Origin of the sequence: Streptomyces sp. NPDC001093 (genome assembly GCF_040298985.1) — a bacterium.
In the GTDB taxonomy this organism is placed as follows: domain Bacteria; phylum Actinomycetota; class Actinomycetes; order Streptomycetales; family Streptomycetaceae; genus Streptomyces.
Genome location: NZ_JBEPBF010000116.1, coordinates 17,955 through 32,371 on the forward strand (window position 1 = coordinate 17,955; position 14,417 = coordinate 32,371).

At 72.0% G+C, this 14,417-nt stretch carries 10 protein-coding genes, 1 pseudogene and 1 riboswitch; of the genes and pseudogenes, 5 read left to right on the forward strand and 6 right to left on the reverse strand.

Going from position 1 to position 14,417, the window contains the following annotated elements; all coding sequences use genetic code 11:
• Window positions 1-136: 136 nt before the first annotated feature.
• Both ABT288_RS38300 and ABT288_RS38305 read left to right on the forward strand, forming a co-directional pair.
• Window positions 137-1,426 carry an ATP-binding protein gene (locus ABT288_RS38300; RefSeq protein ID WP_351618189.1) on the forward strand — a complete coding sequence of 430 codons (1,290 nt, stop codon included), beginning with the start codon at window positions 137-139 and terminating at the stop codon, window positions 1,424-1,426.
• A complete protein-coding gene (locus tag ABT288_RS38305) occupies window positions 1,423-2,166 on the forward strand; it encodes a LuxR C-terminal-related transcriptional regulator (RefSeq protein ID WP_351618192.1) in 744 nt (247 codons plus the stop codon). The genes ABT288_RS38300 and ABT288_RS38305 overlap by 4 nt, the downstream gene beginning before the upstream one ends.
• 17 nt (window positions 2,167-2,183) lie before the next feature.
• Here ABT288_RS38305 and ABT288_RS38310 read toward each other — a convergent pair whose 3' ends face one another.
• On the reverse strand, window positions 2,184-3,251 hold the full coding sequence (locus ABT288_RS38310) for a C40 family peptidase (protein WP_351618212.1): 1,068 nt from the start codon (window positions 3,249-3,251) through the stop codon (window positions 2,184-2,186).
• Between the two features lie 429 nt (window positions 3,252-3,680).
• Between ABT288_RS38310 and ABT288_RS38315 the strand changes: the two genes are divergently transcribed.
• Entirely contained in the window at window positions 3,681-4,034 is a 354-nt protein-coding gene (locus ABT288_RS38315) for a hypothetical protein (RefSeq protein ID WP_351618194.1), read from the forward strand.
• Window positions 4,035-4,037: 3 nt separating this feature from the next.
• Here the strand turns inward: ABT288_RS38315 and ABT288_RS38320 are convergent, their stop codons facing one another.
• Together ABT288_RS38320 and ABT288_RS38325 are read right to left on the reverse strand one after the other, a co-directional pair.
• A complete protein-coding gene (locus tag ABT288_RS38320; protein WP_351618197.1) occupies window positions 4,038-4,982 on the reverse strand; it encodes a tellurite resistance/C4-dicarboxylate transporter family protein in 945 nt (314 codons plus the stop codon).
• 494 nt (window positions 4,983-5,476) lie between these two features.
• Window positions 5,477-6,667, reverse strand: coding sequence for a C40 family peptidase (locus ABT288_RS38325; RefSeq protein WP_351618199.1), 1,191 nt, complete (start codon window positions 6,665-6,667; stop codon window positions 5,477-5,479).
• A 7-nt stretch (window positions 6,668-6,674) separates the two neighbouring features.
• Window positions 6,675-6,846: riboswitch (cyclic di-AMP (ydaO/yuaA leader) on the reverse strand.
• Window positions 6,847-7,108: 262 nt separating this feature from the next.
• Here ABT288_RS38325 and pcrA point away from each other — a divergent pair.
• A complete protein-coding gene (pcrA, locus tag ABT288_RS38330; protein ID WP_351618202.1) occupies window positions 7,109-9,601 on the forward strand; it encodes a DNA helicase PcrA in 2,493 nt (830 codons plus the stop codon).
• Window positions 9,602-9,629: 28 nt separating this feature from the next.
• Here pcrA and ABT288_RS38335 read toward each other — a convergent pair whose 3' ends face one another.
• Both ABT288_RS38335 and ABT288_RS38340 read right to left on the reverse strand, forming a co-directional pair.
• The gene (locus ABT288_RS38335; protein WP_351618205.1) at window positions 9,630-11,150 is read right to left on the reverse strand and encodes a M23 family metallopeptidase; all 1,521 of its coding nucleotides are present in this window, start codon (window positions 11,148-11,150) and stop codon (window positions 9,630-9,632) included.
• Between the two features lie 222 nt (window positions 11,151-11,372).
• The gene (locus ABT288_RS38340) at window positions 11,373-12,224 is read right to left on the reverse strand and encodes an esterase/lipase family protein (RefSeq protein ID WP_351618207.1); all 852 of its coding nucleotides are present in this window, start codon (window positions 12,222-12,224) and stop codon (window positions 11,373-11,375) included.
• Window positions 12,225-12,449: 225 nt separating this feature from the next.
• Between ABT288_RS38340 and icmB the strand changes: the two genes are divergently transcribed.
• Window positions 12,450-12,872: a coenzyme B12-dependent isobutyryl CoA mutase small subunit gene (icmB, locus tag ABT288_RS38345; protein ID WP_351618209.1), complete on the forward strand. Its 423-nt coding sequence runs from the start codon at window positions 12,450-12,452 to the stop codon at window positions 12,870-12,872.
• Here the strand turns inward: icmB and ABT288_RS38350 are convergent.
• Window positions 12,848-14,417 (reverse strand): annotated as a pseudogene (locus tag ABT288_RS38350) (DUF5691 domain-containing protein); the annotation flags it as partial. The gene icmB and the pseudogene ABT288_RS38350 overlap by 25 nt on opposite strands.

Genomic DNA, 14,417 nt, shown 5'->3' on the forward strand with positions numbered 1-14,417 from the left:
ACGAGGCGGGGAACCGTTCGAGCCGCACGTGACCAGCCCTGCGAGGTGCTCCCCGACCCGGCCCCGAGGAAGATCAGGGGTGTCTCGGGGGCCGACCCTGATGCCTGGCCCCGCCGGGCGTGTGACCATCGTTGGCATGCCGGAAGCCGCAAGCCTGCCAGTCGACGACCCGCGGCCGCCGCGCAAGCTCTACCGCAGCAGCGACGGACGCTGGCTCGGCGGAGTGGCGCGGGGCCTCGCCGGGCATCTCGGGCTGCCCGTCATCTGGGTCCGGCTCGCCTTCGTCGGCCTGTTCATGGCGAACGGCCTCGGCGCGTTGCTCTACGCGGCGTTCTGGTTCTTCGTCCCGCTGGGCGTCGGCGGCGTCGGCGGTCACAAGCCGCCGTTGGCCGCCGCCGAGACCGCGCCGGGCGGCCGCCGCAGACTCGTGGCCCGCAAGCCGGACCGCGGGCAGATCGTCGCGCTGCTCCTCATGGTCGTCGTGTCCATCGTGTTCGTGGGCAGCGTGAACCTGACCAGCGCGGCCAAGGCCTATCTGCTGCCCGCCGTCCTCGTCGCGGCCGGGGTCGCCCTCGTCTGGCGCCAGGCCGACAACGCCCGCCGGGCCCGCTGGGTCGAGGTCGGCCGTCGGCGCCGCACCCTCACCCTGCTGCGCGCGGCCGGCGGTGTCCTGCTCGTCACGGCCGGTGTGTCCGCCATTTTCGTGCTGCAGGGCTCGGCCGCCCATCTCGGCGCGGTCCTCCAGGCGGCCCTCGCCGTCATCGTCGGCATCACGCTCCTCGCCGGCCCGTATCTGGTCCGCATGACCCAGGACCTGTCGGAGGAGCGCCTGATGCGCATCCGTGCCCAGGAGCGAGCGGAGGTCGCCGCCCACGTCCATGACTCCGTGCTGCACACCCTCACGCTGATCCAGCGCAGCGCCGACAACGCGGGCGAGGTGCGCCGTCTCGCCCGCGCCCAGGAACGCGACCTGCGCACCTGGCTGTACAAGCCGGAGGGCACCGGCAAGGACGAGGCGGACGAGCCGGACACGATCGCCGAGGCGGTGCGGCGCAACGCCGCCGAGGTGGAGGACAAGCACGGCGTGCCCATCGAGGTCGTCATAGTCGGCGACTGCCCGCTGGACGAGAGGACCGGCGCGCAGATGCAGGCCGCGCGCGAGGCGATGGTGAACGCCGCCAAGTACGGTGGCGAGGGCGGTGCCGTACAGGTCTATGCCGAGGTCGAGGGGAGGACGGTCTTCGTGTCCGTGCGCGACCGCGGTCCCGGTTTCGACCTCGACTCGATACCCGCCGACCGCATGGGCGTCAGAGAATCGATCATCGGCCGCATGGAGCGCCACGGCGGCACGGCCCGGCTGCGGTCGGTGCCGGGCGGCGGCACGGAGGTCGAGCTGGAGATGGAGAGGGCGGAGAAGACGTCATGAGCGACGCGACCGAGGCGAACGGCACTGCGGGTGCCCCCGAGGGGGCCGGTTCCGGGGCTGCCGACGGCGGCGCGGGCGGACGGCACGTACAGGTGGTGCTGGTGGACGACCACCGGATGTTCCGCACAGGTGTCCAGGCCGAGATCGGGCAGACCGCCGAGACCGGTGTCGAGGTGGTCGGGGAGGCCGCGGACGTCGACCAGGCGGTCACGGTCATCACCGCCACCCGGCCCGAGGTGGTCCTCCTCGATGTGCACCTGCCGGGCGGCGGTGGCGTCGAAGTGCTGCGCCGGTGCGCGGCGTTGATGACGGACGCCGAGCGGCCCGTGCGCTTCCTCGCGCTGTCCGTGTCGGACGCGGCGGAGGACGTGATCGGTGTGATCCGCGGCGGCGCCCGCGGCTATGTCACCAAGACCATCACCGGCACCGACCTGGTCGACTCCATCTTCCGTGTCCAGGAGGGCGACGCCGTCTTCTCCCCGCGCCTGGCCGGGTTCGTCCTGGACGCCTTCGCCTCCACCGACGCCCCGCCCGTGGACGAGGACCTCGACCGCCTCACCCAGCGCGAGCGCGAGGTGCTCCGTCTGATCGCCCGTGGCTACGCCTACAAGGAGATCGCCAAGCAGCTGTTCATCTCGGTGAAGACGGTCGAGTCCCATGTCTCGGCGGTCCTGCGCAAGCTCCAGCTGTCCAACCGCCATGAACTGACCCGCTGGGCGACGGCCCGCCGGCTGGTCTGATCCCTACGGGCCCGTTCCTAGGCCACCCGGGTCGCCCCCGCGAACGGCATCAGGTCGAGCGGGGCCAGCCGGACCGGTGCCGAGGGGTTCGGAGCGTGGATGATCTGCCCGTTGCCCACGTAGATCCCGACGTGGCTGATCCCGGAGTAGAAGAACACCAGGTCACCAGGCTGGAGTTCGGAGCGGGAGACGCGCCGGCCCGCGTTGATCTGGGCGTAGGTGGTGCGGGGCAGGGAGATGCCGGCGGAGCGGTAGGCGGCCTGGATCAGGCCCGAGCAGTCGAAGGCGTTCGGGCCGGCCGCGCCCCACACATAGGGGCTGCCGAGCTTGGCGTAGGCGTAGTCGACGGCGGCCGCGGCGCGTGTGTTCGAAGCGGTGGCCGACCCGGCCTGCTCCAGGGCGTCCCGGGTGTCCGAGGCCGAGCGGGAGGCACGTCCCGGTGCGGCGCCGTCACCACCGGTGACCTGGGTCCGCTGCTGCGGAGGGAGCAGCGCCAGCAGCCGCCGGGCCTCGTCCAGCTTGCCGGTGACGGTCCTCTTCCGCCGTTGCAGCTCGGCCTGCCGGGACCGCAGCGACTTCAGCTCGATGCGTGCCGCGCCCCGCAACTGCTCGATCTCCCGCAGCTGTCCGCGTACCCGGGACACCGCAGCGGCCTGCCGGTCACCGGCCCGCTCCACGAACGCGGCGTCGTCCAGGTACCGGTCGGGGTCGCCGGACAGGGCCAGCTGCCAGGCCGGTGCGAAGCCGCCCTCGCGGTACTGCGCCGCCGCGAACGAACCCAGCGCGTTCCGGGCGATGTCGAGCTTCTGCTGTTTGCGGGCGGTCTCGTCCCGCAGCGCGTTCAGCTGCCGCTGCTCCGCGTCAGCCTGCTCCTTCGCGCCGTCGTACTTCTCGGTCGCGGCCTCGGCCTCCTGGTACAGCTTGTCCACCTCGGCCTTCACCTGTGCCGGAGTCAGCCGCGGCTCGGCGTGTCCCGTCCCGTCGAACCCCGTCGCGGTGGCGGCGCCCGCCAGGGCGAGCGTGGCTGCCGTCCGGGCCGTATGGCCGCCCGTCGAACGTTGCCGGGGCTTGCGGTGCGCTGCCACCTGGACCGTCACGTCCTTCCGTACGACTCGCACGACCGAGGGGTCTGTGCGTCCGGCGGCGGCCCGCACAGGGGAAGCAGGCCGCCGCCGGACCCTTCTCGGCGGTGGTGGCCGACGGCCGCCCCTGGCCCGGGCGGCGATGGGGAGCCGGTCACCTGGGGAAGGACGCTAGGCCCGATTGTGACGAGCGTGTAACGCGGTGTACGGAACTGGCTTCGACGGAACGGGATGTGACCGCACGTGACCGCATAGCCGTTCCGGAGTCGTCGGCTTCACGCAGCGTGGTGACCGAAGCGCGGAAAGCGGTACGGACGGGATGCGCACGGTGCTATGGGGCGCATATATGCAAGATCGCCGGCGGGCTCGCCGACCGCTGTGACCGGGGCCGGTGGCAGGGGGCTGTGGGGCCCCTGGTTAGGCTCCGGGCCCATGGACGTACTCATCCATCTCTTCGTCGGCCTGCACATCATCGGCATCGCCGCGCTGCTCGGCGGTTTCCTCACCCAGATGAAGGCGATGGGCCAGGGCACGGCCCGGTTCGTGCCCGGGATGCTGCACGGCGCGCTGACGATGCTGGTCACCGGCGTGGCCCTGGTCGGTCTCAACCAGGCCGACGACCACCATGTCAACACCTTCAAGATCGGCGTCAAGCTGGCGCTGCTGATCGTGATCCTCGGGCTGGTCTACGTCAAGCGCGACGAGGAGAAGATCGACAAAAGCCTGTTCGGAGTGGTCGGCGCGCTGACCATGACGAACATCTTCATCGCCGTCCTGTGGACCTGACGGTCAGCCGTCCCCGCCGCCGGCGCGGGCCGCGCGCACCGCACCGGCGGCGACCGCGAGCCACGCCGCCACCGCAGCCCACAGCAGCACCCGTCCCGGCCGGTCGAGCCACGGGACGCCGAGGGCGGTGCCGACGGGCAGCGCCGCCACCGCCGTCATCCCGATCGGGAACACCGTCGCCCACCGCAGCACGTCGTAGCCGGGCCGGGGCCGTACGACGTACCAGACCAGATCCAGCACGAGCAGTGCCGTCGTCACAGTGCGCAGCGCACCGCGGTCGTCGTCGTTCCACAGGTACATGCCCGCGTCCCCGGCGATGAGCAGGTTCGCCCCGGCCAGCGCCGAGATAGCGAGCGCACCGCCCGCGATCCACTGGTCGCCCGCGCCCTCCAGCACCTGCCGTATGTCGAAGCGGGCCAGCGCCAGGCCGTAGAGCACCAGGCCCAGCCAGAACAGCACCAGGGCGGTGTGCGCGAGCCACGCCGTGCGCTCGGCCGCGGCGAGCGTGGCGCCCAGTACGGCGAGCCCCTCTGTGGCCACACAGCACAGAAACACTGCGCCCGGCATGCGCGGCCTCCAGCGCCGTACGACCATGACCAGCAGCACCGGCCAGAGCAGCGCCGCGAGCGCCAGCAGTGCCTCGGCCAGGGTCTGCCGGCCCAGCGCCGAGACCCGGGTGCCGAGCACCGTGGTCGCGGCCACGGAGGTCAGCGCGCCCAGGCTCTCCGCCTCGGTCACCCAGCGCTCGCGCTCGCCGACCAGCCGCAGGACGAATGCTGCGGCCAGCGCGGCCCAGGCGACGCCCGCCATCGCCAGCACCACCCGTGAGACCGATTCGGCGCCGGTCATGCGCAGCCCCACCGACACCACGCCGGTCGGCATCACGGCGGCCCCGGCCGCGGGGGACCGCTCCGCCCACCAAGCGCGCAGACCTGAGATGCCGGGCATGCGCCCGATGCCAGGCAGCCGCGGCGTCCCTGCCCGTAAGGGCACGCGCGCGTGAAGAGCGAAAACGCCGGTACGCGCGCGTGGCGGCAGGGAGGTCGCACGTGTGCGTGGTGGCAGGGGAGGCCCGCGCGGGCGTGGGGAGGCAGGGGAGCCCCGCGCGGGCGGGGGAGACAGGGGAGGCCGCGCGCGGGCGTGGGGGCGGGCGAGGCCGAGCGTGTCCGGAGGCAGAAGGGCCACGCATGTCCGGCGGCAGGGAACGCGGCAGCGAAGACTGCACCCGGGCATCGGCGCAGGAAAGACCGGCACGCGCGTGCGGGAATCAGCGGTCCGGGTGGCGAGGCTCAGGGCGTCGGCAGGGCGTGCGTGGGCGTGTGGATCCGGCGGCCCCGGGCACGGGAGACCACGACTCCGGCACGCGCGCGTGCACGTGCACTGCGGTGGCACGCGCGCGTGGAGCGGGAGGGGCTGGGCCGCGCCGGTGGTCCGGGTGGCGGTCAGCCCGGTCGGACCACGCTGTGGATGATCGACTCGCCGCCGTAGTAGATCGACTCCTCACGGACGTACGCGCCCGGCTTCGGGGCGTGGATCATCATGCCGTTGCCTATGTAGATGCCGACGTGGCTGATGTCGTCGTAGAAGAAGACCAGATCGCCCGGCCGCGCGTCGGCGAGCGAGACCGTGGTGCCCGCGTTGACCTGGTCGTACGTGGTGCGCGGAAGCGTGACGCCGGCGGCTCTCCAGGCGGCCTGGGTGAGGCCCGAGCAGTCGTAGGAGTCCGGCCCGATGGCGCCCCACACATACGGCTTGCCGATCTGCGCGCGGGCGAAGGCGAGCGCCTTCTCGGCCTTCGTGTCGTACGAGCCGGTCGTCGTGGACCCGGTCGAGCCGGAGCCCGTCGAACCGGATCCGGATCCGGACCCCGTGGGCGATGACGACGAGGAGGACGACGGTGACGACGAGGCGGCCTGCTGCTGAGCCGCCTGCTGCTTCGCCAGCTCGGCCGCCTTGCGCGCCGCCTCCTGCTGCTTCTCCCGCTCGATGGCGGCCAGGCGCGCCTTCTCCTGGGCCGACAGCTGCGACAGCAGCTCGCGCGCCGAGGCCAGCTTCTTCTGGACGGTGGCCTTGGCGGTCTGCAGGTCGTGCTGTGAGTCGGTCAGCGTCTGCAGGCTCTGCGCGGCCTCCCGCCGCTGCTTCATGGTCGCGGCCTGCTCGCCGATGTAGTCGTCGACCGCGCTCTTCTCCCGCGAGGTCAGCCGGTTCATCAGCTGGGTCTGGTCGAAGTAGTCCTGCGGGTCGTTGGCCAGCAGGAAGGTGGCCGTGCCGGGAGCGGCGGCACCGGTGCGGTACTGCGCCGCGGCGAAGGAGCCCAGTTCCTCGCGGGCCTTGTTGAGGCGTGCCGTGCGCCGGGCGACGTCGTCGCGCAGGGCGTCGACGCGGCCCCGCTGTCTGACGGACCGCTCCTTGGCCGCGTCGTACTTCTCGGTCGCCGACTCCGCCTGGCGGTAGAGGTCGTCGACCTTCTTCTCGACCTCCTCCAGGCTCGGCTTGGTGCGATCGGTACTCGGGGCGGCCTCTGCGGTCTGCGAGAGCACGGCCATGGAGGTGAGGGCGGCGGTGGCGAGGGCGGGGGTGCGAAGGCCCGATCCGATGGATCCGCCGGGGCGCGTCTTGCGGTGCGACGCCAAGGGAGGCGACTCCTTCCAATGGGCCGCCTACCGGGTTAGCTGTCGGGTTCGGGCGGTGGTTCGGAAGGGTTGCCCTACGGCGGCGTCCCGGGTGGGAGCCGGCCGATTCACCCCAGAGGTCGGTGGGTCCCCGGCTCCGGGCGCCCTGCGGGGCACACCGGACTCGGCGGAGGCCGTGCGGCCCGGCGAGGTTCGCCGGTAGGGGTCGTACGGCCCGCACGCACGCTAGCCAACTCGTGTGACTCCTGTGAAGGTTGGTGCGTGATATGTCCGATACATTTTCGTGACCTGGGGCAGGTTTCGCTCCTGTGTCATCGGGTGGTTCCGTTGTGTGAGCAGGCGGAGGCTCATTCCGCGGTCACGATCAACTCTCTTCCGGAACCGGCCATGTTCCGGGGACTGCGACCGGTTGTCGGTGGGGCGCCCTAGACTCGGAGAGCGATGAGCAGCCTCTTTGACGACAGCTTCCTGGCGGACCTCCAGGCCCCTCGCGGGCACGAGGAGGAGCCCCCGCCGCCGCCCGACGACGATCACGCTCCGGAGCCGCTTCCGGACGATCTGTTCGGCGGGAAGTTCGACGCGCCGCCGGAGCGGGACGCGTACTACCGCGACGGCGCCCCGCGCCCCGCGATCGACTCGGCGGCGCTGCTGGAAGGGCTGAACGACAACCAGCGGGCCGCGGTCGTGCACGCCGGTTCCCCGCTGCTCATCGTGGCCGGCGCCGGCTCGGGCAAGACCCGCGTGCTCACCCACCGCATCGCCCATCTGCTCGCCGAGCGGCACGTGCACCCGGGCCAGATCCTCGCGATCACCTTCACCAACAAGGCCGCGGGCGAGATGAAGGAGCGTGTCGAGCAGCTCGTCGGCCCGCGCGCGAACGCGATGTGGGTGATGACCTTCCACAGCGCGTGCGTGCGCATCCTGCGCCGCGAGTCGAAGAAGCTCGGCTTCACGTCGTCGTTCTCGATCTACGACGCCGCCGACAGCAAGCGCCTGATGGCCCTGGTCTGCCGCGACCTGGACCTCGACCCCAAGCGCTTCCCGCCGAAGTCGTTCAGCGCCAAGATCAGCAACCTGAAGAACGAGCTGATCGACGAGGAGGACTTCGCCGCCCAGGCCACCGACGGCTTCGAGAAGACCCTCGCCCAGGCCTACGCGCTCTACCAGTCGCGCCTGCGCGAGGCCAACGCGCTCGACTTCGACGACCTGATCATGACGACGGTCAACCTCCTGCGCGCCTTCCCCGACGTCGCCGAGCACTACCGCCGCCGTTTCCGGCACGTCCTCGTCGACGAGTACCAGGACACCAACCACGCCCAGTACGCGCTGGTGCGGGAACTCGTCGGCACGGGGGAGCGCTCCGCCGAGGAGGGCGACACCCCGCCCGGCGGGTACGACCTCCCGCCCGCCGAACTGTGCGTCGTCGGTGACGCGGACCAGTCGATCTACGCCTTCCGGGGCGCGACGATCCGCAACATCCTGCAGTTCGAGGAGGACTACCCGAACGCGACGACGATCCTGCTGGAGCAGAACTACCGCTCCACGCAGACCATCCTGTCCGCCGCCAACGCGGTCATCGAGCGCAACGAGTCCCGCCGCCCGAAGAACCTGTGGACCAACGCCGGGCAGGGCGCGCGGATCACCGGCTACGTCGCCGACACCGAGCACGACGAGGCCCAGTTCGTCTCCGACGAGATAGACCGCCTGGTCGACGCGGGCGAGGCCAAGGCGGGTGACGTCGCCGTCTTCTACCGCACCAACGCCCAGTCCCGTGTCTTCGAAGAGGTCTTCATCCGTGTCGGCCTGCCCTACAAGGTCGTCGGCGGTGTCCGCTTCTACGAGCGCAAGGAGGTCCGGGACGTCCTGGCCTACCTGCGCGTCCTCGCCAACCCCGAGGACTCGGTGCCGCTGCGCCGCATCCTCAACGTGCCCAAGCGCGGCATCGGCGAGCGCGCCGAGGCGATGATCGACGCCCTCGCCCAGCGCGAGAAGGTCAGCTTCCCGCAGGCGCTCAAGCGCGTGGACGAGGCGTACGGCATGGCCGCGCGCTCCACCAACGCCGTCAAGCGGTTCAACACGCTGATGGAGGATCTGCGTACGATCGTCGAGTCCGGCGCGGGCCCCGCGACCGTCCTGGAGGCGGTGCTCGAACGCACCGGCTATCTGGCCGAGTTGCAGGCCTCCACCGACCCGCAGGACGAGACTCGCATCGAGAACCTCCAGGAACTCGCGGCCGTGGCCCGGGAGTTCGAGCAGGAGCGCGGCGAAGGCGAGGCCACTTCGCTGGCCGACTTCCTGGAGCAGGTGGCGCTGGTCGCCGACTCCGACCAGATCCCCGACGAGGACGAGGAAGGCTCCGGCGTCATCACCCTGATGACCCTGCACACCGCCAAGGGCCTGGAGTTCCCCGTCGTCTTCCTGACCGGCATGGAGGACGGCGTCTTCCCGCACATGCGCGCCCTCGGCCAGACCAAGGAGCTGGAGGAGGAGCGGCGCCTGGCGTACGTCGGCATCACACGCGCGCGGGAGCGGCTCTACCTCACGCGGTCGACGATGCGCAGCGCCTGGGGCCAGCCGTCGTACAACCCGCCCTCCCGCTTCCTGGAGGAGATCCCGGCCACCCATGTGGACTGGAAGCGGACGGGAGCGACGGCGCCGGTGTCCTCCGGCCCGGCCTCCGGGATCGCGGCCTCGCTGTCCTCGAGCCGCTCGCGCTCCTCGGCGTCGGGCGCGTCCGGGTTCGCCACCCGGCGGACCACGGAGAAGCCGGTGGTCGCGCTGGCCGTCGGGGACCGGGTCACCCACGACCAGTTCGGGCTCGGCACGGTCGTCGGTGTGAAGGGCACGGGCGCGAACGCGGAGGCCACGATCGACTTCGGCGACACCAAGCCGAAGCGGCTGCTGCTGCGGTACGCGCCGGTGGAGAAGCTGTAGGGGCCCCGGGGGCTCAGGCCCCCGGGTTCTACGTCGGGTCGAGCCCGTGGCTGCGCAGCCACGGCAGCGGGTCTATGGCCGCCCCGCCCGCGGGCCGTACCTCGAAGTGCAGGTGCGGGCCGGTGGAGTTGCCGGAGTTGCCGGAGTAGGCGATCGGCTGGCCGGCCTTGACGGACGTCCCGGCGGGAACGCGGTAGCTGGACAGATGGCAGTACCAGGTCTCGGTGCCGTCCTTCGCCGTCACGATCATCATGTTGCCGTAGGCGCTGTTCCACTTGGTGGAGACGACGCCGTCGGTCGCGGCCATCACCGTGGTGCCGTACGAGACGGGGAAGTCGATGCCCGTGTGCACGGACATCCAGTTCACCCCGGCCTGCCCGAAGTAGGCGCTGAGCCCCTTCTGCAAGACCGGCAGCACGAACTTGGGGCGCAGCCGCTCCTTGAGCGCGGCCGCTGCGGCGGCCTTCTTCTTCTCCAGCTCCTGCTGGTTCTTGAGGTCGAGCCGTTCCTGTGTCCGGCTCGCCCGGTCGGCGAAGTCGTGAGCGCCGGCGGACAGGGTGTTGAGCTGGGTGTCCAGCTTGCTGTTGGCGGCCGAGGCCTTGACCGTGTGCGCGTCCGAGGCGGAGACGGAGGTGTCCTGGCCGTTGCCGCTCAACGCGCCGACCGAGGCTGCGGCGATGCCGGCGACGCCCACCACACAGGCCGAGGGCACGGCGACGGTGAGCAGCGCGGAGCGCTTGGGGGTCGTACGACGGCGGGAGCGCGCGGCGCTGCGTGCGCCGGCGCGGGTCGTCGGCACGCTCTCTTCCTGGTCGTCCAGCAGGCCGGGCCCGGCGGACGGTTCGTCCGCGGCCTCCGACTCGTTCGACTCGTCGTCCCCGGTGTGGGGTTCGCCGAACGCGGTGGCCTCGTACGCCGCCTCGTCCTCGTACGGGCCCTGCTGGTACGGCACCTGCGCGAAGGCCGCGGTCGCCTGCGGGTCGCCGACCTGGTCGAAGACGGCGGTGGTCTGCTGGACGAACGGTTCGCCAGCCTGCTCGGCCGCCGCCGGCACGGCCTGGCCACCGGAGTTCCACTGCGTCGCGTCGAACGTGCCCGACTCGAAGGTCTGGGTGCCCCACGCCCACTGCTGGGTCGGTTCGGCGATACCCGACTGGTCGGGCTGCAGCCAGGCGCTCGCGTCCCACTGGCCGCTGATGTCGTTGCCCGTCGCCTGGGCGGGGATGGTCCAGGAGGCGGAGTCGTGGACGCCGGAGTCGTAGGCGCTGTGGTGCTGGGCCGTGTACGGGTCGTAGCCCGGGGTCTGGCCGGTCTGCCACTGCGTGCTGTCGTACGCGCCGGTGCCCTGCTCCCCGGGCAGGCTGCCGAAGAGCGGGTCCGTGGAGAAGGAGCCGGTGGTGTCCGGAAAACCGGTGGTGTCGTAGCCGCCGTACGTGGTGAAGTCGCCGTAGGGGGCTCCATGCGTTCCGTACGGCGCGTAGTGCGCGGCGGAGGCGTCGGAAGCCGGGGCCGGGGTGGTCATGGTCCCCGACGGGTGACGGTCGTTCACCAACTTCTCTTTCGCCTCGACAACAGGGGCTGCCAGAGCAGTGCGGCGACTGTACCCGCCGGTACCTGGGCGCGACAATCTTCAGCTGGTTTCGCGCCCGCCGTAAACGGGCATTCGGCGGCGTTTCGGGGGGCGCCGGACACGAGTTTGGCCGAGAGTTCGATTGACGTTCGATGTGTGGTGACTGTTCGTCACCTGTGCGTCACTCCGCCGTCGGAAATGTCACGCCACCGTCAGGTCGCCGGCGACACGGTCCCCGGGGTGCGGGGCGTCGAGCGCCTCGCGTATCCCGGCCGCGACGGCGGGGTGCACGGGCAGGGCGAGATGCCCGATGCCGGTCACCCGGACGTTCTGCGCGTCGAGGTCGGGGTGCTCCAGGCAGGCCGTCTGCAGCGGCACCATCACGGAGTCCAGGTCGCTCCAGAAGCTGACGAACCGGGTACGGCAGCCGGGCGCGGGCCGGGTCAGCTCCTCGATGACCCCCGAACCGGGCCGCATCTGGCGCACGATCGGATGGGCGTTGGCCAGCGGAGCCGCGCTGGTCCCGGAGTGCGGTGTACCCAGCGTGACGAGGGTGCGCACCCGCAGGTCGCCACCCAGGCACTGAACGTAATAACGGGCTATCAGCCCGCCGAGGCTGTGCCCCACGATGTCGACCCGGTCGCTGCCGGTGCGCTCGCAGATCTCCTCGAGGTGCCGGCCGAGCAGCTCGGCTGCGGCGCGGATGTCGCAGGTCAACGGGGAGTAGTTGAGCGAAATGACGCGCTGCCTGCCGTGCTGGGCGAGGTTGCGGCGCAGCAGCAGGAACACCGAGCGGTTGTCGATGAAACCGTGCAGCAGCACCACCGGCGGGCCGGACCGAACCGGCAGCTGGGCGGTGCCGTCGCCGGCGGGCAGGGCGGGGGAGCGGCGCTCCTGGGTGAGGCCGGTCGGGTACAGCAGGAGATGGCCGGCCAGGATCGCGGCCTCGAGGGCGGTCGCCTTCAGCAGTGCCACGGAGATTCCGGCGATTCTGCCGGGCCACAGGCGCCGGCAGAACGGGAGAAAGAGCGGCAGTACTCCGGTGACCTTCATGGGCCGACCTCCTGTCGGCACGCCGGAGGACGGCTCGATCCCCCGTGTGCCCTCATGTCCCACCATGTGATTTCCCCCTCGCTGCGCACCGTAAAACTGCCGGTTGCGGGATGCTGGAGATAACGTTCGTTCACTTCGCGACGGGTGGCGGAACGCGCCAAAAGTGCGGTACTTGTCGTTACGGACGGAAGCGATCGCTTCCGTGGTCGTTTGATGGAGGCAGTGATGGGTGTGGCAGCCGGTCCGATCCGCGTGGTGGTCGCCAAGCCGGGGCTCGACGGCCACGATCGAGGGGCCAAGGTCATCGCGCGGGCCCTGCGCGACGCCGGTATGGAGGTCATCTACACCGGGCTCCACCAGACGCCGGAGCAGATCGTGGACACCGCCATCCAGGAGGACGCCGACGCGATCGGCCTGTCCATCCTCTCCGGCGCGCACAACACGCTGTTCGCCGCGGTGATCGACCTGCTCAAGGAGCGCGACGCCGAGGACATCCTCGTCTTCGGCGGCGGCATCATCCCGGAGGAGGACATCCCGCCGCTCAGGGAGAAGGGCGTCGCGGCGATCTTCACACCGGGCGCGACGACCGCGTCGATCGTGGAGTGGGTGCGGGAGAACGTCCGTCAGGCGGCCGCGTCCGGCGGCTGAGCGGCTGCCTCCAGTGGCTGAGCGGCTGCCTCCGGCGGTTGGGCGGCTGCTTCCGGCGGTCGGGCCGACGGCTCGGTGCGGCCGGAGAGCGGGGGCCGGTCCGGGGCGAGTTCCGCGGTCATCTCCGCCCGCAGCCGCAACGTGGTCACCAGCCGCTGGAACGCCTCCGCCCAGTAGCCTCCGGCCCCCGGCGCGGCGTCCTCCCGTTCGTCCGGTATCGCCAGCAGCGCCTCGAGCCGGGTGGCCTCCGCGGGGTCCAGGCAGCGCTCGGCCAGCCCCATCACCCCGCTGAAGCTCCAGGGGTAACTGCCCGCGTCCCGCGCGATGTTGAGCGCGTCCACGACAGCCCGGCCCAGCGGCGCGGCCCAGGGCACCGCACACACCCCGAGCAGCTGGAACGCCTCCGACAGCCCGTGCGTGGCGATGAACCCGGCCACCCACGCCGCCCGTTCCGCCGGGCCCAGGGAGGCCAGCAGCTTCGCGCGTTCCGCCAGCGACACCGCGCCGGGCCCGCCGGCCTCCGGCGCCGACGGCGAGCCGAGCAGCGCCCTCGACCACTCGGCGTCCCGCTGCCGCACCGCCGCCCGGCACCAGGCCGCGTGCAGCTCGCCCTGCCAGCCGTCCGACACCGGCAGCGCCACGATCTCCTGCGCCGTCCGGCCGCCGAGCCGTCCCGGCCACGTGCCCAGCGGCGCTGCCTCCACCAACTGCCCCAGCCACCATGAGCGTTCCCCTCTCCCTGTGGGAGGTGTGGCCACCACACCATCGCGCTCCATGCCGGAGTCGCACTCGAGCGGCGCCTCCACCGCGATCGCCGGTCCGTTCCCCGTGCGGTCGAGGGCCACACAGGCCGCGGCCCGTACGGCCATGCGCGCGGCGAGCGCCGAAGCGGGCAGCGCCGACAGCAGTTCCGCCGCCGTCGCCCGCACATTGCGGCTGCGGTCGCCCAACGCCTGCTCCAGGAAGGGCTCGTCCGCGGCGGACAGGCCCGTGCGCAACGAGTCGAGGAACATCAGCCGGTCCTCCGCCCGCTCCGTCGGCCAGGTCGACGCGAGCAGCTCGCGCGCGAGCGCGGGCGTACCGGCGCGCAATGCGCCCAGCAGGGCCACCCGCTCGGCGAACAGCCCCTCCTGCCACAGCCTGCGCACGGCCTCGCTGTCGCCGGGCTCGGGAAGCGCGGTGCCCCCGCCAGGGGCCGCGCGCAGCGCGAAGCGCCAGTCCGTGTTCAGCCGGGCCAGCCACAGCGCCCGCGGTCCCGCGAACGCCAGCGCCGCCGGACGCAGGTCCGTACGGCCGCGGGCCGCGTCCAGCAGGGCGGGAAGCGTCTGCGGGGGTGCCGCGTACCCGTGCGCGTTGGCCGCCGCCAGCCACTGCGGGAGCAGTTCCATGAGGTCCGGTGAGCTGCCCCGGCGGCCACCGCTTCCGCCGCCGGAACGGTCGGCCAGCAACGTGGTGAGCCTGCGGGCCGCCGCGGCGGGCAGGGCCGGACGGGGATCCTCGGGGCCGGGCTACGGCCCGCGCGCTCGGCACGCCGGCCGGACCCGG

Bases quoted from the DNA above. Each gene is read 5' to 3' on its own strand.
- ABT288_RS38300 (WP_351618189.1), top strand. From the start codon at position 137: ATGCCGGAAGCCGCAAGCCTGCCAGTCGACGACCCGCGGCCGCCGCGC.
- pcrA (WP_351618202.1), top strand. From the start codon at position 7,109: ATGAGCAGCCTCTTTGACGACAGCTTCCTGGCGGACCTCCAGGCCCCT.
- icmB (WP_351618209.1), top strand. From the start codon at position 12,450: ATGGGTGTGGCAGCCGGTCCGATCCGCGTGGTGGTCGCCAAGCCGGGG.
- ABT288_RS38340 (WP_351618207.1), bottom strand. From the start codon at position 12,224: ATGAAGGTCACCGGAGTACTGCCGCTCTTTCTCCCGTTCTGCCGGCGC.
- ABT288_RS38320 (WP_351618197.1), bottom strand. From the start codon at position 4,982: ATGCCCGGCATCTCAGGTCTGCGCGCTTGGTGGGCGGAGCGGTCCCCC.
- ABT288_RS38305 (WP_351618192.1), top strand. From the start codon at position 1,423: ATGAGCGACGCGACCGAGGCGAACGGCACTGCGGGTGCCCCCGAGGGG.
- ABT288_RS38315 (WP_351618194.1), top strand. From the start codon at position 3,681: ATGGACGTACTCATCCATCTCTTCGTCGGCCTGCACATCATCGGCATC.